Annotated in this window: 17 protein-coding genes; 12 read left to right on the forward strand and 5 right to left on the reverse strand. The window is 70.4% G+C overall.

The window, feature by feature from the left end:
* Nucleotides 1-28 precede the first annotated feature (28 nt).
* From ACN28A_RS35675 to ACN28A_RS35685, 3 genes are all read left to right on the forward strand, one after another.
* Nucleotides 29-604, forward strand: coding sequence for a GNAT family N-acetyltransferase (locus ACN28A_RS35675; protein ID WP_421403074.1), 576 nt, complete (start codon nt 29-31; stop codon nt 602-604).
* A gap of 89 nt (nt 605-693) precedes the next feature.
* Nucleotides 694-1017, forward strand: a complete 324-nt coding sequence (locus ACN28A_RS35680) for a hypothetical protein (RefSeq protein ID WP_421403076.1) — start codon at nt 694-696, stop codon at nt 1015-1017.
* A gap of 48 nt (nt 1018-1065) precedes the next feature.
* Complete coding sequence (locus ACN28A_RS35685; protein WP_421403078.1) at nt 1066-1794, forward strand: class I SAM-dependent methyltransferase; 729 nt, start codon at nt 1066-1068, stop codon at nt 1792-1794.
* 70 nt (nt 1795-1864) lie between these two features.
* Here the strand turns inward: ACN28A_RS35685 and ACN28A_RS35690 are convergent, their stop codons facing one another.
* Together ACN28A_RS35690 and ACN28A_RS35695 are read right to left on the reverse strand one after the other, a co-directional pair.
* On the reverse strand, nt 1865-2857 hold the full coding sequence (locus ACN28A_RS35690; protein ID WP_421403080.1) for a squalene cyclase: 993 nt from the start codon (nt 2855-2857) through the stop codon (nt 1865-1867).
* A gap of 71 nt (nt 2858-2928) precedes the next feature.
* Nucleotides 2929-3921, reverse strand: coding sequence for a hypothetical protein (locus ACN28A_RS35695; RefSeq protein WP_421403082.1), 993 nt, complete (start codon nt 3919-3921; stop codon nt 2929-2931).
* Between the two features lie 235 nt (nt 3922-4156).
* Between ACN28A_RS35695 and ACN28A_RS35700 the strand changes: the two genes are divergently transcribed.
* Genes ACN28A_RS35700 through ACN28A_RS35720 form a run of 5 tightly spaced genes read left to right on the forward strand, consistent with a single transcriptional unit; the run spans nt 4157 to nt 9954 of the window.
* Nucleotides 4157-5251: a LacI family DNA-binding transcriptional regulator gene (locus ACN28A_RS35700; protein WP_421403084.1), complete on the forward strand. Its 1095-nt coding sequence runs from the start codon at nt 4157-4159 to the stop codon at nt 5249-5251.
* A 29-nt stretch (nt 5252-5280) separates the two neighbouring features.
* Complete coding sequence (locus ACN28A_RS35705; protein WP_421403086.1) at nt 5281-6879, forward strand: FAD-dependent oxidoreductase; 1599 nt, start codon at nt 5281-5283, stop codon at nt 6877-6879.
* Between the two features lie 11 nt (nt 6880-6890).
* Nucleotides 6891-8168: an ABC transporter substrate-binding protein gene (locus ACN28A_RS35710; protein ID WP_421403088.1), complete on the forward strand. Its 1278-nt coding sequence runs from the start codon at nt 6891-6893 to the stop codon at nt 8166-8168.
* Nucleotides 8169-9122, forward strand: coding sequence for a carbohydrate ABC transporter permease (locus tag ACN28A_RS35715; protein ID WP_421403090.1), 954 nt, complete (start codon nt 8169-8171; stop codon nt 9120-9122).
* Nucleotides 9112-9954 carry a carbohydrate ABC transporter permease gene (locus ACN28A_RS35720; RefSeq protein WP_421403092.1) on the forward strand — a complete coding sequence of 281 codons (843 nt, stop codon included), beginning with the start codon at nt 9112-9114 and terminating at the stop codon, nt 9952-9954. The genes ACN28A_RS35715 and ACN28A_RS35720 overlap by 11 nt, the downstream gene beginning before the upstream one ends.
* A gap of 36 nt (nt 9955-9990) precedes the next feature.
* Here the strand turns inward: ACN28A_RS35720 and ACN28A_RS35725 are convergent, their stop codons facing one another.
* Genes ACN28A_RS35725 through ACN28A_RS35735 form a run of 3 tightly spaced genes read right to left on the reverse strand, consistent with a single transcriptional unit; the run spans nt 9991 to nt 13188 of the window.
* On the reverse strand, nt 9991-10857 hold the full coding sequence (locus tag ACN28A_RS35725; RefSeq protein WP_421403094.1) for a carbohydrate ABC transporter permease: 867 nt from the start codon (nt 10855-10857) through the stop codon (nt 9991-9993).
* Entirely contained in the window at nt 10857-11882 is a 1026-nt protein-coding gene (locus ACN28A_RS35730; protein ID WP_421403096.1) for a carbohydrate ABC transporter permease, read from the reverse strand. The genes ACN28A_RS35725 and ACN28A_RS35730 overlap by 1 nt, the downstream gene beginning before the upstream one ends.
* Nucleotides 11883-11895: 13 nt before the next feature.
* Entirely contained in the window at nt 11896-13188 is a 1293-nt protein-coding gene (locus ACN28A_RS35735; protein ID WP_421403098.1) for an ABC transporter substrate-binding protein, read from the reverse strand.
* A 470-nt stretch (nt 13189-13658) separates the two neighbouring features.
* Between ACN28A_RS35735 and ACN28A_RS35740 the strand changes: the two genes are divergently transcribed.
* The 4 genes from ACN28A_RS35740 to ACN28A_RS35755 are packed head-to-tail and all read left to right on the forward strand — an operon-like array spanning nt 13659 to nt 17298.
* Nucleotides 13659-14639, forward strand: coding sequence for an ABC transporter ATP-binding protein (locus ACN28A_RS35740; protein WP_421403100.1), 981 nt, complete (start codon nt 13659-13661; stop codon nt 14637-14639).
* 11 nt (nt 14640-14650) lie between these two features.
* A complete protein-coding gene (locus tag ACN28A_RS35745; RefSeq protein WP_421403102.1) occupies nt 14651-15391 on the forward strand; it encodes an ABC transporter permease in 741 nt (246 codons plus the stop codon).
* 3 nt (nt 15392-15394) lie between these two features.
* Nucleotides 15395-16672, forward strand: coding sequence for a sensor histidine kinase (locus ACN28A_RS35750; protein ID WP_421403104.1), 1278 nt, complete (start codon nt 15395-15397; stop codon nt 16670-16672).
* Nucleotides 16669-17298 (forward strand): response regulator, encoded by a 630-nt coding sequence (locus ACN28A_RS35755; RefSeq protein ID WP_421403105.1) that lies wholly within the window; start codon nt 16669-16671, stop codon nt 17296-17298. The genes ACN28A_RS35750 and ACN28A_RS35755 overlap by 4 nt, the downstream gene beginning before the upstream one ends.
* The last annotated feature ends 91 nt before the right edge of the window (nt 17299-17389 follow it).

The following is a 17389-nucleotide window of genomic DNA, read 5'->3' on the forward strand; positions in this document are numbered from 1 at the left end:
CGGGAACCGCCCGATAGAGTCCGACGGCGTGTCGTCTCCCGAGATCACCATCGCCACCCCGGCCGACCGTACCCGGGTGGTCAGCTCCCTTGTCGCCGCCTTCTCCCGAGACCCCGTCCTGCGGTATCTCTTTCCCGACGAGGACACCTATCCCCGGTCCGCCGCCGCCTTCTTCGGGCACCTCTTCGACAGGCGGGTCTCCAAGGGCACCATCTGGACGATCGAGCGTGGCGCCTCGACCGCCATCTGGGAATCGCCCACCGGCGACCACGACTCCTCGGACGAGGACCTCGCGGCCGTACTGGCCCCGGACGCGCTCGCCCGGGTCCGCGGATACACCCGGACGGTGCACGCCGCGATGCCGGCCGCCCCGTTCTGGTACCTCGGCGTCCTGGGCACCCATCCGGACAGCGCCGGGCGCCGGTGGGGTCGGGCCGTGATGGCCGCCGGGCTGCGCCGGGCCGCCGCCGACGGGCTGCCCGCCGTCCTGGAGACCAGCAACCCGGTGAACCTCGAGGTCTACCGCCGCGCCGGATGGCAGGTCGTGGGTACGGTGACCGAGCCCCTGCCGACCTGGATCATGCGGCAGCGACCGACCGGGTGACCGACACGGACGGCATGCCGCAGGGTGCGGTAGCAGGTGCCTACGGACCGGGCTAGCGCCGGTGGCCGCCAGGATGTCATCATCGGCCCGTGTCGGTCTGGCAGGCTGTCTGGCGCGTAGGCGTACCGTTGGTCTTAGTCGGCGGCGCGGTGGTCGCCGTCTGGATCGCGTTCACCGACCGGCCCGACCGGTTCTCCCGACCTCGTGGCTGGCAATGGACCTGGCTGGTGCTCTGGGCGATGGCGGCCGGTGACGCGGCATTCGGTGAGCAGCGAGCGTGGTTCGAACGGTCCTGGAAGGGTGCCATCGCGCTGCTGTTCGCCATCGCCGTCGCCGTCGCTGTCTGCCGCCACTACCGGTGGCGCAGGCAGGGCGCGACATCGCCGCCGCCCAGGCCTGAGCGTGTCCGTTGACAACCGATTCTGGTCGCTCCAGCAGCCGGGGATCGATATCGTCCGACGGTGCCCGATGCGATCTTCGCCCATCCGCGCCTCGCCCGCCTCTACGACGCCTTCGACGGGAAACGCGACGACCTGGCCGGCTATCTGGCGATCGCCGACGAGTTGGCGGCTCGCCGGGTGCTCGACGTCGGCTGCGGTACCGGATCGCTGGCGGTGCTACTCGCCCGCAGCGGACGTACGGTGGTGGGAGTCGATCCGGCCGAGGCGTCACTCGAGGTGGCACGGTCGAAGGACTCCGACCGGCGGGTGACCTGGATCCACGGCGATGCCACGGCGTTGCCCGCGCTCGCCGCCGACCTGGCGACGATGACCGGGAACGTGGCGCAGGTGTTCCTCGGTGACGACGACTGGGCTCGGGCGCTCCGGAGCATCCACGCCGCGCTCCGCCCGGACGGCCATCTGGTCTTCGAGACCAGGCGCCCCGACCGCCGTGCCTGGGAGGAGTGGGGCACCGACACCGAGCCGGTCACCCTCGACATCCCCGGCAGCGGCCGGGTGGAACGGCGGTTCGTCGTCACCGACGTCAGCCTTCCGTTCGTCTCGTTCCGGTACACGTACCGGTTCCGCTCCGACGGCGCGGTGCTCACCTCCGACTCGACCCTGCGGTTCCGGACCCGGGAGGAGGTCGAGTCAAGTCTGGCCGCCAGCGGCTACCAGGCCCTCGACGTGCGCGAGGCCCCGGACCGCCCCGGCCGCGAGTTCGTCTTCGTCGCCCGACGCTCGCCCTGAAGCTACGCCGGCAGCCGACTCGTGCTGACGTTCCTGCGGCAGCAGGCTTCTCTGGCCGGGGGGACGACGCTCAGGCCGGCCCGGATCCGACCCGCCGGTGGTCGTCCCACCAGCGGAGCACCCTGGTCGCATAGCAGGTCAGCCACTTCGACGGCTCCCCCGCCGGCACGTCGACCTCGAACCACACCTGGCCGCGGTGCCGCCCGCCCTGTAGCCAGGTGCCGTCGGGTTGCCGGGCCGCCCGGATCAGCGCGATCGCGTCCGCCATCCGCTCGTCCGGGGCGGTGCCGTCGTGGATCGCCGCAGCCCGGAAGTAGTCTGCGGCGTTCAGCACGCTGTAGCCCCAACGGAACGGGTACGCCAACCGCAACGCCCAGGGACCGACCGGCTCGCCCGTGGAGAGCCGGCGGTACAGCCCACGGGTGAGCAGGTATTCCTCCCCCGCGCGGCGGGCGGCCCGTACCCGTTCGCGGTCGCCGGTGACCCGCTCGTAGTCGAGCAGCCCTTTCAGGGTGTTGAGGGTGGAGTGGAACGAGGATCTGGTCGCCCCGTCCACCCACTCGCAGTTCCACCCGCCGTCTGGCAGCCGGTGGGCGAGGAACCAGTCGACCAGCCCGTCGACGTCGGCACCGAGCCACAGGCCGTTGGAGAGCGTCCACGAGTTGATGCAGCAGTCCACCTCGCCGCCCCAGTACGGCAGGTTGTCGTACTCCCAGCGACAGTGCGCCGCGAGGCGCTCCGCCGTCCCGGCGAGGGCGTCCGGGTCGAGCCCCCACTCCCTTAGCGAGTTCAGCGTCCAGGTGGTCGCCGTCCAGGGCTGACCGTCCCGTTCCCACGCCCCGGCATCGTCGAAGTCGAAGCCGGCGGGGAAGAAGGCCCCGCCGGCCCACTGCCCGTCGGGGTCCTGGAGCGCGAGCAGCCGCGCTCCGAACCCGGCACTGGCGACCCTCGCCCTGGTCGCGGCCCAGACCTGCGTCGGCAGGTGGAGTAGATCCCGCTCGACCTGCCAGCGCAGAGCGGGGTCGGAGTCGAGCAGCCAGTCGTCGAGCGTGCCGGCAACCATTTGCGCAGGGTAGCGGTTGCCACCGACAGCGCACCCGGCCGGGCGGCACGGCAGGCCCCCGAATCGACAGGTCACACGGCGCGGGCTATGCAGATCCGGGCGTCCAGCCGGGGGCCGGCCTCGTAGAGCATGTACTGCACGCCGCCGTCCGTGCCGAACGCCGGCGACGCGGTCCGCCCGTTGTCGGAGGCGATCGGGCGGTGGAAGACGCCGAGGTGCACCTCGCGGTCGAAGTTGTTGCCCACCTCGGTCAGGTACATGTTGCCCGTGTTGCCGTGGTACGCCAGGTAGGCGGTGCCGTTGCGCGTGAGCAGGTGGGGCGCGGAGATGTCGACGCAGCCGTCGGGGGTGGGCGAGACCAGCGGCGTGGGTGAGAACTGCCAGCCGCTCCAGCCGTCCGGCGACCAGCCCCAGAAGATCTTGCGGGTGCCCGGGCCTACGGTGTGCACGGCCATGAAGACCATCACGTACCGGTTGCCCTTGCCGGCGACCGGGTGCTCGAAGACCCGTGCGTAGGAGGTCTCGGTGGTGTTCGGCACGAGTCTGGTGGAGAGGATCGGGGTCTCGTCGGTGAAGTGCACGCCGTCGGTCGACCTCGCCACCCGGGTCGTGTGGTTCTCGCCGTGGAAGTAGAGGTAGAACTGGCGGGTCGGGGCGTCCCACACGACGTGCGGCGAGGCGACGTGGCTGACCTGCACGCCGCCGGGCAGTTGGCGGTCGACGACCGGGTTGCCGGGGTACTCGGTGTAGGGGCCTTCGAGCCGGTCCGCGTAGGCCAGGCAGATCCCGCCGGGCGCGTCGTGCGGGCCGTAGTAGAGGTAGTAGCGGCCGAGCCGGTTGCTGATCTTGTCGTAGACCCCTCGGACGCACGGGAAGATGAACTCGCCGGTGGGGTTGTAGCGCAACGGCCCGGCGAATGCGTCGCGCAGGTAGCGGTAGCTGGGGAAGCCGGCGGGTCCGGCCAGGGCGGGGGCGGCGGTGCTCAGGCCGGCGACTGTGCCACCGGCGACGGCGGCGGCGCCGCGCAGCAGTGCGCGGCGGCTGATCTCAGGGGTACGGGCCATGGGACGGTCCTCCGGTAACCCTCGGTGATCCGGCGTCCGGGGATGGACGCCGCTCGTTGGTGGAGAAGTCAATAGCCGCCGGGTGCGCACGTCAAGACGCTAATACGAATTATCAGCGGCACTTTGCCGGCAACTTTCCTCGACGAAGGGTCTTGACGAGCGGCCCGTGCCCGTGGCTAGAGTTCACGCCAACGAAAACTGATACGCATTAGCACGAAACAGGTGAGCACACAGCGTGACTGAAGCGCGCAGCAGGCGGGTGACCCAACAGGACATCGCCCGGATGACCGGGGTGAGCCAGGCGACGGTGTCGCTGGTGCTCAACGGCCGGGCCGACAACGACGTCCGGATCGCGCCCGAGACCCGGGCCCGGGTGCTCGACGCCATCCGCAGCACCGGCTACGTCGCCGACCCGATCGCCCGCCGACTCGCCGCCCGGCGCAACCGCATCCTCGGCGTCTTCAGCTACGAGCCGGTCTTCCCGGCCGGCAGCGGCGACTTCTACCACCCGTTCCTGGTCGGCATCGAGCAGGGCGCCGAGTCGCTCGGCTGCGACCTGCTGCTCTTCACCAGCGCTCCCGTCGTCGCCGGCCGGCGCCGGATCTTCCACGAGGACAACCGGCTGCGGCTCGCCGACGGCTGTGTACTGCTCGGCCGCTCGCTCGACCGCGACGAGCTGGCCCGGCTGGTCGCCGAGGGCCAGCCGTTCGTCTCGGTCGGCCGGCGCGACGACGCCGGCGGCCCGGTCCCCTACGTCGGCGCCGACTACCCGGCGGCGACCGCGGCGATCGTCGCGCGGGCCGTCGCGCTCGGCCACCGCACGCTGGCCTACGTCGGCCAGGGCGACAATCCGGCCGGTCCGGCGCCGCAGACCGGGCTCGACGGCCAGGACCGGCCGGCCGCGCCGGAGTCGCACGCCGACCGCGAGCGCGGCTTCCGGGCCGCCGTCGCGGCGGCCGGGGTCACCGGCGTCCACGAGCCGGTCGAGGACCGCTCCCCGGCCGAGCTGCTCGACTCGCTGCTCGCCCGGGGAGTGACCGTCGCGCTCATGGAGGAGTACGCGGACGGCTCCGCCCTGGCCGCCGCGGCCCGGGAGCGTGGCCTGGAGATCCCGGGCGACCTCTCCGTCGCCGCGCTCGGCGACCCGACCCGGCCGGCACCGGCCGACGTGGACTTCACGATGTTCCGGATTCCCCGCCGCCAGATGGGCTGGCAGGCGGTCGAGGTGCTCACCGGGCTGGTCGAGGGCACACCCGGCCGGCAGGGCCCGCCGCAGATCCTCCTCGACTGCGAGCAGGTCGAGGGCACCACCCTGGCGTCACCCCGATGACCAGCCACGTTCGAGGGAAAGGGCAACTCTTGTCGGATCTGACGTGCGACCTGCTGGTCGTCGGCGGAGGTCTCGGTGGCGTCGCCGCCGCGCTCGGCGCACTGCGCACCGGGCGGCGGGTCGTGCTCACCGAGGAGTACGCCTGGCTCGGCGGCCAGCTCACCAGCCAGGCCGTACCGCCGGACGAGCACAGTTGGGTCGAGCAGTTCGGGGTGACCGCCTCCTACCGGGCGCTGCGGGACGGCATCCGGGACTACTACCGCCGCTACTACCCGCTCACCGACCGGGCCCGGGCCGACCGCCAGCTCAATCCGGGGGCCGGGCACGTGAGCCGGCTCTGCCACGAGCCGCGCGTCGCGGTGGCGGTGCTGGAGAGCATGCTGGCGCCGTACCGGGGAAGTGGTCGGCTGGTCGTCCTGCAGCCGGCCCGGGCGCTCCGGGCCGAGACCGACGGCGACCGGGTGACCTCGGTGACCGTCGGGCACGAGGGTCGGGAGGTGACGATCACCGCGCCGTACGTGGTGGACGCCACCGAGACCGGCGAGCTGCTCCCGCTGACCGGCACCGAATACGTCACCGGGTTCGAGTCGCGGGCCGAGACCGGCGAGCCGAGCGCCCCGGACGAGGCGCAGCCGGCGAACATGCAGGCCGTCTCGGTCTGCTTCGCGGTCGACCACGTCGACGGTGACCACACCATCGACAAGCCCGAGCGGTACGACTTCTGGCGCGCCTACCAGCCGCCGTTCTGGGGCGACCGGCTGCTGTCGTTCCGGGCGCCGCACCCGCGCACGCTGGAGATCACCGAGCGGTCGTTCACCCCCAACCCGGACGACGATCCGGCCCTGGTGGTGGCCGACCAGCGGCGCGACCCGGGTGACGGCAACCTCTGGACGTTCCGCCGGATCGCGGCCCGGCGCAACTTCCGGGACGGCTCCTACGACAGCGACATCTGCCTGGTCAACTGGCCGCAGATCGACTACTTCGAGGAGCCGGTCGTCGACGTCGCCGACCCGGCGGCCGGCATCGCGGCGGCCCGGGAACTCTCCCGCTCGATGCTCTACTGGTTGCAGACCGAGGCGCCCCGGCCGGACGGCGGCACCGGTTTCCCCGGCCTCCGGCTGCGCGGCGACGTGACCGGCAGCGCCGACGGGCTGGCCCAGGCGCCCTACGTCCGGGAGTCCCGCCGGATCCGCGCCCGGTACACGGTAGTCGAGCAGGACCTGTCGCTGGCCGTCCGGGGCGACAAGGGCGCGGTGTCCTATCCGGACAGTGTCGGCGTCGGCATGTACCGCATCGACCTGCATCCGTCGACCGGTGGGGACAACTACATCGACGTCGCGTCCTGCCCGTTCGAGATCCCGTTGGGCGCGCTGCTCCCCCGGCGGGTGGACAACCTGATCGCGGGCGGGAAGAACATCGGCACCACGCACGTCACCAACGGCTCCTACCGGCTGCACCCCGTCGAGTGGAACGTCGGCGAGGTGGCCGGGGTGCTGGCCGACTTCTGCCTGGCCCGCCGGACCACTCCGGCCGCCGTACGCGACACCCCCGGCCTGCTGGCCGACTTCCAGAACCGCCTCACCGCCGAGGGTGTCGAGCTGCGCTGGCCCGACGTCTCGGGCTACTGAGAGGAATCCCCATGAGAGCACGGACAACGGCCGCGGTCGCGGTGGCGGCGCTGCTCGGCCTCACCGCCTGCGGCTCCGGCAGCGGCGGCGCCGGCGACGACGGCCCGATCACCCTGCGGATGACCACCTGGTCGGCGAACGAGGCGCACGTCGCGCTCTTCGAGGAGATCGCCGCCGAATACCGGAAGACGCACCCGGACGTTACATCGATCACCTTCGATGCGATCCCGTTCGAGAACTACACGACCACCCTCACCACGCAGATCGCCGGCGGCAACCCGCCCGACCTGGCCTGGATACTGGAGAACGCGGCACCCGACTTCGTCTCCTCCGGCGCGCTGCTGCCGCTCGACGACACGCTCAAGGGGGCCGACGGCTACGACTTCGACGAGCTGGCCCCGGCCGCGACGAAGCTCTGGCAGGCCGACGGCAAGCTCTACGGCTATCCCTTCTCCACCTCGCCGTTCGGCATCTTCGTCAACACCGACCTGGTGAAGGCCGCCGGAGCGCAGACCCCCGCCGAGCTGATCGCGGCGAACCGGTGGAACTGGCAGAACGCGGCGAAGCTGGCCGCGTCGGTCAACGCGAAGACCGGCAGGGCCGGGCTGGTGGTCCGCGACTTCGACTACAAGGGCTGGGACAACCTCTCCACGGTGTGGACGGGCTGGGGTGCCGAGGCGTGGAGCGCCGACGGGAAGACCTGCGGCTTCGACCGGCCGGAGATGGTCGAGGCGATGACCTTCCTGCACCGGGCGACCTTCACCGACAGGGCGTTCCCCGGCCCGGGTACCACCACCGACTTCTTCGCCGCCGAGGCGGGCATGACCGTCACCCAGATCTCCCGGGCCTCGCTGCTGAAGGACGCGAAGTTCGGCTGGGACCTGGTCCCGTTGCCCGCCGGCCCGAAGGGCGACTACGCGGTGATCGGCCAGGGCGGGCTCGGCGTACTCAGGAAGGGCCGGCACGCCGACGCGGCGGCGGACTTCCTCGCCTACTTCACCAACCCCGCCAACTCGGCGAAGCTGGCGCAGTTCTTCCCCCCGCCGCGCACCTCGCTGCTCACCACCGAGACGCTCGCCAAGACCAACCCGCTGCTCAAGCCGGAGCAGTTGGAGGCGGTCGTGATCGACGGCATCTCCACCGGCGTGGTCAAGCCCAGCCACACCGGGCAGGCGGAGCTGTCCCAGGCGGTCCGCTCGGCGCTCGACCCGCTCTGGAAGCCGGACGCCGACGTACCGGCCGTGCTCGCCGGCGTCTGCACCGCGATCAACCCGCTGCTGGCCAAGTAGATGGCACTGCTGACCGACGACCGCGCGGCGGGCCGGACCTCACGCCGGCCCGCCCCGGGCGGCGCGCGGCCCTGGTGGACGGCCCGCCGCCGCGACCAGCTCGCCGGCTACCTCTTCGTCGCACCGCAGCTCGCCGGCAGCGTGCTCTTCGTGCTGGTCCCGCTCGGCCTGGTGGTCTGGTATTCGCTGCACGAGTGGAACGTGCTCGCCGACACGTTCGACTTCGTCGGCGCGGACAACTACCGGGCGATGGCCGACGACCCCAACCTGCCCGGCGTACTGCGGGCGACCGCGCTCTTCTCGGTCGGGCTCGTCGCGCTCAACCTGAGTCTGGCGCTCTTCCTCGCGGTGCTGCTCAACCAGCGGCTGCGCGGCACCGCCTTCTTCCGGGTGCTCTTCTTCTCCCCCGTCGTGGTGTCGCTCGTCGCCTGGACCATCGTCTGGGGCTTCCTGTTGCAGGACAACGGCGGCGTCAACGGCCTGCTGGACACGGTCGGCGTCGACGGCCCGAACTGGCTGCGCGGCGACCGCACCGCGATGCTCTCGGTGATCGTCGTCCAGGTGGTCAAGAACGTCGGCCTCAACATGGTGCTCTTCCTGGCCGCGTTGCAGGGTGTGCCGGGCGAACTCTACGAGGCGGCCCGGGTCGAGGGCGCCGGCCGGTGGACCCAGTTCCGCCGGATCACGGTACCGCTGATCAGCCCGACGATCCTGCTCACCTCGATCATCACCGTGGTCGGGTCGCTCCAGGTCTTCGCCCAGATCGCCGTACTCACCCAGGGCGGTCCGGGCTCGTCGACCACGGTGCTCGTCTACTACCTCTACCAGCAGGCGTTCCAGTTCCACCACTTCGGGTACGGCGCCACGGTCTCCGTACTCCTGTTCCTCGTCGTCCTGGCGCTGACCGTGGTGCAGTGGCAGATGCGCAAGAGATGGGTCTTCCATGAGCAGTAGGCTCTCGCCGCGCACGAAGGTGCTCCTCTACGGCGTGCTCTGCGTGCTGGCCGTCCCGTTCGTCTTCCCGACCTGGTGGATGGTCACCTCGTCGGTCAAGCCGGTCGCGGAGATCTTCGCGTTCCCGCCCGGCCTGCTGCCCGGCTCGGTGAGCTTCGACGGCTACCGCGACGCGTTCGGCACCCAGCCCTTCGCCCGGCAGTACCTCAACTCGGCGTACATCGCGCTGGTGGTGACCGTCGGCACCCTCGCGGTCTCCTCGCTGGCCGGTTACGCCTTCGCCCGGATCCGCTTCCGGGGGCAGAACGCCCTCTTCCTGGTGGTGCTGCTCGGCCTGCTGATCCCGAGCGAGGTGACGATCGTCCCGCTCTTCCGGATGTTCAACGCGGCGGGCCTGGTCGACACCCACTGGCCGCTGATCCTGGTGCCGATCCTGGGCGCACCGAGCGTGCTGGCCACCTTCATCATGCGGCAGTTCTTCCTGGCGCTGCCGGGCGAGTTGGAGGAGGCGGCCCGGCTGGACGGGCTGGGCCGGTTCGCGACCTTCTGGCGGATCGGGCTGCCGCTGTCCCGGCCGGCGCTGGGCGCGGTCTCGATCTTCACCTTCCTGCACAGCTGGAACCTCTATCTGGAGCCGATCGTCTTCCTCTCGACGCCGGAGAAGTTCACCCTGCCGCAGGCGCTCACCCAGTTCGTCGACGCGTACGGCGGTCCGATGTGGAACGTGCAGCTCTCGGCGGCGTCGCTGACCGCGATCCCGGTGCTGGTCGTCTTCGTGATCGCCCAGCGCCAGTTCATCGAGGGACTGGCGCACACCGGCCTGAAGGGCTGACCCGGCTCGGTCAGCCCTTCAGCCGGGCGTCCGGTGTCAGCCCTTCACGGCACCGGTCAGGCCACCGACGATCCGGCGCTGGAACAGGCTGAAGAACAGCAACGCCGGAAGCATCGACAGGGAGGTGAACGCCAGCACCTTGGCCGTGTCGACCGAGTACTGCGACGCGAACGCCTGCACGCCGAGGGGCAGCGTGAAGGTCTCCTCCCGGTTGAGGATGAACAGCGGCAGCAGGTAGCTGTTCCAGCTGTTGATGAAGGTCAGGATGGCCACGGTGACGACCCCCGGCAGGGCCAGCGGCAGCACCATCCGCCAGAAGAAGCCGAGTCGGCTGCATCCGTCGATCGCCGCCGCCTCCTGGATCTCGTTCGGGATGGCCCGCAGGAACGGGACCAGGATGATGATCGTCATCGGGATGGCGAACCCGATCTGCGGAAGGATCACCCCGGGCAGCGTGTTCATCAGCCCGAGGGTCCGGACCAGGATGTACAGCGGGGTGATCGCCACGGTGAGCGGGAACATCAGGCCGGCGGCGAAGAGCGAGTACATCGCTCCCCGACCCCGGAACCGGTAACGGGCCAGGATGAAGCTTGTCATCATGCCGAGGGTGACCACGCCGGCTGTGGTGAAGCCGGCGACGATCGTGGAGTTGACCACCTGTTGCCAGAACACCCCGCCGGTCAGCACGTCCAGGTAGTTGCCGGCCTGCCACGGGCTCGGCCAGCCCGCCGGGTCGACGGTGATCTGCGAGTTCGTCCGGAAGCCGCCGACGATGATGTAGACGACGGGCGCCAGCATCGTCCCGACGAGCAGCAGCGCGACGAAGTAGACGGACGGGTTTCCCCAGTTCGCCCTCCGGCTGGTCCGGGTCGGCCTGCGCCGGGCTACGGCGGTCGCGGCCATCAGCTTCTCCCTCCGGTGATCGCGCCCTCGGTGTCACGGCGCAGCACGAACCGCTGGTAGACCAGGGCCGCGACGAGCGAGACGAAGAACAGGACCACGGCCACCGCGTTGCCGTAGCCGTACTCGCCGGCGTTCCGGCCGTTGGCCACCATGTACGTCGCCATCGTCGACGTGCCGGCCGTGGACGCGACGTACTGGCCCCAGATGATGTAGACCAGGTCGAACAGTTGCAGGGCACCGATCATCGAGAGGAAGGCCCAGATCCGGATCGTCGGCCCCAGCAGCGGCAGCGTGATCCGGCGCTGGATCTGCCAGTAGGACGCCCCGTCGATCGCCGCCGCCTCGGTCAGCTCGTCCGGGATGCCCTGCAACCCGGCGAGGAAGAGGATCACGGCGAACCCGATGTACTTCCAGGTGAGGATCCCCATCAGGGTCCAGATCGCCTTGTCCGGGTCGGAGAGCCAGTCGTTGCGCAGCCAACCCAGTCCGAGATCCTCGAGCAGGGCGTTGACGGCGCCGCTGCTCTGCAGCATCAGGCTCCAGCCGGTGCCGACGACCACCTCGGAGATGACGTAGGGGACGAAGACGAGTACCCGGATGAGCGTCTGCCCGCGCATCCTCCGGTTCAGCAGCAGCGCGAGCAGGATGGCGGCCGGCCCCTGGAGCACCAGCGACAGCACGACGATCGCGGCGTTGTGTTGCAGGGCGTCGACGAAGGTGCCGTCCTCGAAGATGAGCAGGTAGTTGCGGAGGCCGACGAACTCGGTGGGCGGGCCGTACCCCTGCCAGCTGAAGAAGCCGTAGTAGGCGGCCATGGCGACGGGCAGGATGACGAAGGAGAGGAAGACGATCAGCGTCGGCCCCGTCATCAGGGCGATCTCCAGCCGGGCGGGCCAGCCGATGCCCCTACGGCGCGGACGGCGCCCGGTCGGGGGCGGCACGACGGGCGCGCCACCCCCGACCGGCGTCACGTCCGCCGACCGGTCCTGCGTGAGCTGTGCGCTCTCGCGGTCTGTATCGAACATGATCCGGGTGTCTCTAGGACCTCTTGGCGGCGGTCTTGGCCGCGGTGACGATGTCCTCCGGGCTGCCCTTGCCGGCCAGCAGGTTCACCACCGCGGTGTTGAGGGCGTTGCCGACGTTCTGCCCGTAGACCGTGTCGAGCCACTGCGAGACGAACGGGGCCTTGTTGTAGGCGGCCAGCACGGACTTCAGGTGCGGCTCGGTCACCGCGCCCTGTGCCTCGCTGTTCACCGGCGGCGCCTGGAATGCCTTGTAGTACTCCTCCTGCACGCTTGTCTGCAACATGAAGTTGAGGAAGGCGGTGCACTCGGCCTTGGGCGCCTGCGCGGAGCAGGAGTAGCCGTCGACGCCGCCGAGGATCGCGCCGGGCTCGCCCGCGCCGCCCTCGATGCTCGGGAACGGGAACCAGTCCAGGTCGGGCAGCGGCTTCTGGTCCGGCGTCAGCGAGGCGATTACACCCGGGTTCCAGGCGCCCATCAGCTCCATCGCCGCCTTGTGGTTGGCGAGCAGACCGGCCGAGCTTCCCGCGCCCTGCTGGGCCGAGGTGGTGAGGAAGCCGTTGTTGAACGGCTGCGTCGCGGCGAATGCCTGGACGTCCTGGCCGGCCTTGAGCCAGCAGGGGTCGTCGAAGGTCATGTTCTTGGCGGTCTCGGTGACCGTGTTGGTGCTGCACTCGCGCAGCGCGAAGAAGTAGTAGTAGAAGGCTGCCGGCCAGGCGTCCTTGGCCCCGAGGGCGATCGGCTGGGTGCCGGCCGCCTTCAGCTTGTCGACGGCGCTCCGGAGGTCGGCGAGCGTGGTCGGCGGCTGGGCGATGCCGGCCTTGCCGAACAGGTCCTTGCTGTAGAAGAAGCCGCCGGGCAGCACCGCGACCGGCATCGCGTAGACCTTGCCGTCGATCGTCTGCGCCTTGAACGAGCCCTCCGAGACCACCTTCCGGGTGGCGTCGCTGATCCCGTCCGTGATGTCCATCAGCTGGCCGGCCTTGACCATCGCCGCCATCTTGCCGCCGCCGCGCTGCATGAAGACGTCAGGGGCGTCACCGGAGTTCAGCGCGGTCTGGAGCTTGCCGTCCAGGTCCTCGTTCTGGATCGACTGGAGTTTGATCGTCACGTTCGGGTTGGCAGCCTGGAAGTCGGCGGCGGTCTTCTCCCAGAACGCCTTGCCGGGGCCCGTCGTGGCGTTGTGCCAGAAGCTCATCGTGACGTTGCCGCCGCTGGCGCCGTCCGAGTCGCCGGCACCGCACGCGGCGGTTCCCAGGAGACCAGTCGCCAGGACTACCGACACCGTCAGTAGCTTTCTTGCCCTCATCAACCTGTCCTCTCTGCCCGAATACGCACCGGACGGGGCTTCCACCGGACGAGCGGAGACACCGCTTCCGGTTGTCCACAGCGGACGCGAGGGCCGGCGTACCCCGTCACTACACCCGTCGGGCGTCACGTCAGCTGTCTTGGACGGGCAAAGACTCGCAGACCGAACTGAAAAATACAAGACACGTTTCCGAAACTTTTCAGAGCTGCTACGCCTGCCCAGCGTCGCTTACGGGCGACAGAAAAGCGGGGCGGGCGGGCGTACCGTATCGGAGAAGTTCCGGAAGGTGAGCGTCGACCCGCTACCGCCGAGATGTGCCAGTTTCGTGGCGACGGTCCGGGAAGATGTGCTGCCGGCCGACGGTTGACCCGGCATCCACCGATCGGTTGACCGGGTCACCCGTCGCGGCCGGCGACCGCGGTGACCGCGTGGTCGATTCGACATCGGGTCGCGGCCGGCAGGCTTCCGGTATGGCAATCATCGAGGTTGACGGCCTCGTCAAGCGCTACGGCAGGCAGACCGTGGTGGACGGGGTCAGCTTCACTGTGCAGCCGGGCGAGATCTTCGGCATCCTCGGCCCCAACGGGGCCGGCAAGACCACCACCGTCGAGTGTGTGGAGGGGTTACGGATCCCGGACGGCGGCACCATCCGGGTCTGCGGCATCGACCCGCGACACGACACCGGGGAGCTGCGACAACTACTCGGCGCGCAGCTCCAGCAGAGCGAACTGCCCGACAAGCTCAGGGTCGGCGAGGCGCTGGGTCTGTTCAGCTCCTTCTATCGCAAGCCCGCCGACTGGCGGGAACTCGTCGACGTGCTGCGGCTCGGCGACAAGATCGGTACGCAGTTCCGGCGGCTGTCCGGCGGTCAGAAGCAACGGCTGTCGATCGCCCTCGCCCTGCTCGGCAACCCGACGGTGGCGGTACTCGACGAGCTCACCACCGGCCTGGACCCGCAGGCCCGACGGGACACCTGGGACCTGATCGAGGACGTCCGCGACCGGGGCGTGACGATCCTGCTTGTCACGCACTTCATGGAGGAGGCGGAACGGCTCTGCGACCGGCTCGCCGTGATCGACTCGGGTCGGCTGGTCGCGCTCGACTCCCCGGCCGGGCTGGTCGCCAGCGTCGACGACCGGCAGCGCATCCGGTTCCGGCCCTCGGCGCCGCTGGACCACGCGGTGCTCACCGCGTTGCCGGAGGTGACCTCGGTGGAGCGGGCGGGCAGCCAACTCGTGGTGACGGGTACCGGCAACCTGCTGCTCGCGGTCACCACCGCGCTCGCCCACGAACAGGTCGTCGCCGCCGACCTGCGGGTCGAGCAGACCTCGCTGGAGGACGCCTTCGTCGCGCTCACCGGCCGCAGCGTCCGCGCCCTCGGCGACCTGCCCGGCCGCACGCCCGGCGATCACACCGGCCACACGCCCGGCGCCCGCCACCCCGAAGCCTGAGGAGACCCAGGATGTCCGCTCTGTCCCGACTCACCGTCACCGAGACCAGACTCTTCTTCCGCGAGCCGCTGATCGTGTTCTTCGCGCTGGCCTTCCCGCCGATCCTGCTGGTCATCTTCGGTGCGGTACCGGCGTTCCGCGAACCCGAGCCGTCGCTCGGCGGCCTGCGGGTGATCGACCTGTACGTTCCGATCACCGTCGCGACCGCGCTCGCCATGTTCGCCCTCAACGGCCTCTCCCAGCTCTTCGCCAGCTACCGGGAGAAGGGGGTACTGCGCCGCATGCGCACCACCCCGGTCAAACCGGGGCTGATGCTCGGCGCACAACTGCTGATGGCCACCATCCTGTCGGTGGCGACGATGGTGGTCGTCCTCGCCGTCGGCCGGCTCGGGTTCGACGTCCGGCTGCCCCGGCTGGTGCCGGCCTACCTGCTCGGCTACGTGCTGGCGGCGCTGGCGATGTTCGCGATCGGCCTGCTCGTCGCCGCGCTCGCGCCGAGCGGCAAGAGTGCCGGCGCGATCGGCACCGTACTCTTCTTCCCGCTCGTCTTCTTCGCCGGCCTCTGGATCCCGCGCGACTCCATGAACGGCGTGCTGCTGACGATAAGCGACCTCACCCCGCTCGGCGCCGGGGTGCAGTCGTTGCAGGACGCCACGGCCGGGCACTGGCCGCAGCCGCTGCACCTGGCTGTCATGCTGGGGTGGACGATCGTGGCCGGCGGGCTGGCCGCGCGGTACTTCCGCTGGGAGTAGGTCGTGAGCATCGAGGCGGAGCTGCGGGCGGAGTTCGACCGCTGGGAGCGCAGGGAGATCGCCCTCTTCAACGTCCTCCCCTATCTGCTGTTGGCCGCCAGTGTCCTGCTCACGCTGCTGCAACCGATCTGGGTCAGGTCGGTGCACGTGCCGAGCATGCTCGGGCTGACCCTCGCGGCAACCCTCTGGGTGCTCTACTTCCACACCCTGCACCCGGAGTGGCACGAGCGCGGCCCGCTGATGGGCCTCTACTACACCGGGCTGATGGTGCTGGCCGCCGCTCTGGTGGCGATCGCACCCTTCTTCGCCCTCTTCGCCTTCGTCGGCTATCCACAGTCGTTCATCTACCTGAAGGGTCGCTGGCGCTATGCCGGGGTCGCCGCCACGGCGACCGTCTCGGCGATCGGCTACCTGGGCGGGGCCGCCGACATCATCGCCGGGAGGTGGTGGGAGGGCATCGCCGTCAGCGTGATCAGCATCCTGCTGGCCGGGGTGTTCTTCCACTTCGCCGAGCTGGCCGAGCAGCGCCACCGCAAGCAGCGGCAGGCACTCGCCGAGCTGCACGAGGTCAACACCAAACTGGAGGCGGCGCTGGAGGAGAACGCCGGCCTGCACGCCCAACTGCTGGTCCAGGCCCGGGAGGCCGGCGTGCTCGACGAACGGCAGCGGATGGCCCGGGAGATCCACGACACGCTCGCCCAGGGACTCGCCGGCATCCTCACCCAACTCCAGGCCGCCGAGCAGACCGACGACCCGGCCGCCTCCGCTCGACACCTGACGAACGCGATGAACCTGGCCCGGGAGAGCCTCACCGAGGCCCGCCGGACGGTGCACGCGGTGGAACCGGCGATGCTCGCACAGGCCCGGCTGCCGGACGCGATAAACGAGCTGGCCCGGCGCTGGGCCGAGGTGCACGACGTCGACACGGTGCTGACCACCACCGGCGACGCCCGGCCGATGCACACCGACGTCGAGGTGGCGCTGCTGCGTACCGCGCAGGAGGCGTTGGCGAACGTGGCGAAGCACGCCCGGGCCAGCCGGGTCGGCCTGACCCTGTCGTACATGGAGGATCTGGTGACGCTCGACGTACGGGACGACGGTGTCGGCTTCGCGCCGGGCGCGAAGCGGGCGAACGGCTCGACGAACGGAGGGTTCGGGCTGGTCGGCATGCGGCAACGGGTGCAGCGCCTCGCCGGCCGGCTGGACATCGAATCGGAGCCGGGCGGCGGTACGGCGATCTCGGCGGTCGTGCCGGCCATCCCCGCCGGAGGTGCGGATTGATCTCGCTGCTGATCGTCGACGACCATCCGGTGGTCCGGGACGGGCTGCGGGGCATGTTCAGTGCCGACACGCGTTTCGAGGTGCTCGGCGAGGCCGGCGACGGCACCGAGGCCATCGCCGCCGGGGAGCGGCTCCGACCCGACGTGATCCTGATGGACCTGCGGATGCCGGGGACCGACGGGGTCACCGCGATCAGGGAACTCGCCCGGCGCGGGGTGCCGGCCCGGATCCTGGTGCTCACCACGTACGACACCGACAGCGACGTGCTGCCCGCGATCGAGGCGGGCGCCACCGGGTACCTGTTGAAGGACGCCCCGAGGGAGGAGCTGTTCCGGGCGGTCGAGGCCGCCGCGCGCGGACAGGCGGTCCTCTCCCCCGCCGTCGCGACCCGGCTGATGGGGCAGATCCGCCAGCCGGCCTCGGAGCCGCTGTCCCAGCGCGAGTTGGAGGTGCTGGAGCTGATCGCCCAGGGCTCGACCAACCGCGAGGCGGCGAAGCAGCTGTTCATCAGCGAGGCCACCGTCAAGACCCACCTGCTGCACGTGTACGCGAAACTGGGGGTCAACGACCGGGCGGCGGCGGTGGCCACCGCCTTCTCCCGTGGCTACCTGACACCCCGCCCCTGACGCCCGCACCGGGCGACCTCGGTCCGGGGAGCGCAGGCCCGCTGTACTCGTCTTTCCTGGCGGGCCACCCGGTCCTCTTCTAGGCTCACTC

It is taken from the genome of Plantactinospora sp. WMMB782 (genome assembly GCF_049179135.1).
Lineage (GTDB): Bacteria > Actinomycetota > Actinomycetes > Mycobacteriales > Micromonosporaceae > Plantactinospora.

Coding starts and splice junctions, on each gene's coding strand:
- ACN28A_RS35725 (WP_421403094.1), bottom strand. CDS start 10,857: ATGGCCGCGACCGCCGTAGCCCGGCGCAGGCCGACCCGGACCAGCCGG.
- ACN28A_RS35745 (WP_421403102.1), top strand. CDS start 14,651: ATGTCCGCTCTGTCCCGACTCACCGTCACCGAGACCAGACTCTTCTTC.
- ACN28A_RS35710 (WP_421403088.1), top strand. CDS start 6,891: ATGAGAGCACGGACAACGGCCGCGGTCGCGGTGGCGGCGCTGCTCGGC.
- ACN28A_RS35715 (WP_421403090.1), top strand. CDS start 8,169: ATGGCACTGCTGACCGACGACCGCGCGGCGGGCCGGACCTCACGCCGG.
- ACN28A_RS35720 (WP_421403092.1), top strand. CDS start 9,112: ATGAGCAGTAGGCTCTCGCCGCGCACGAAGGTGCTCCTCTACGGCGTG.
- ACN28A_RS35695 (WP_421403082.1), bottom strand. CDS start 3,921: ATGGCCCGTACCCCTGAGATCAGCCGCCGCGCACTGCTGCGCGGCGCC.
- ACN28A_RS35690 (WP_421403080.1), bottom strand. CDS start 2,857: ATGGTTGCCGGCACGCTCGACGACTGGCTGCTCGACTCCGACCCCGCT.
- ACN28A_RS35740 (WP_421403100.1), top strand. CDS start 13,659: ATGGCAATCATCGAGGTTGACGGCCTCGTCAAGCGCTACGGCAGGCAG.
- ACN28A_RS35735 (WP_421403098.1), bottom strand. CDS start 13,188: ATGAGGGCAAGAAAGCTACTGACGGTGTCGGTAGTCCTGGCGACTGGT.
- ACN28A_RS35730 (WP_421403096.1), bottom strand. CDS start 11,882: ATGTTCGATACAGACCGCGAGAGCGCACAGCTCACGCAGGACCGGTCG.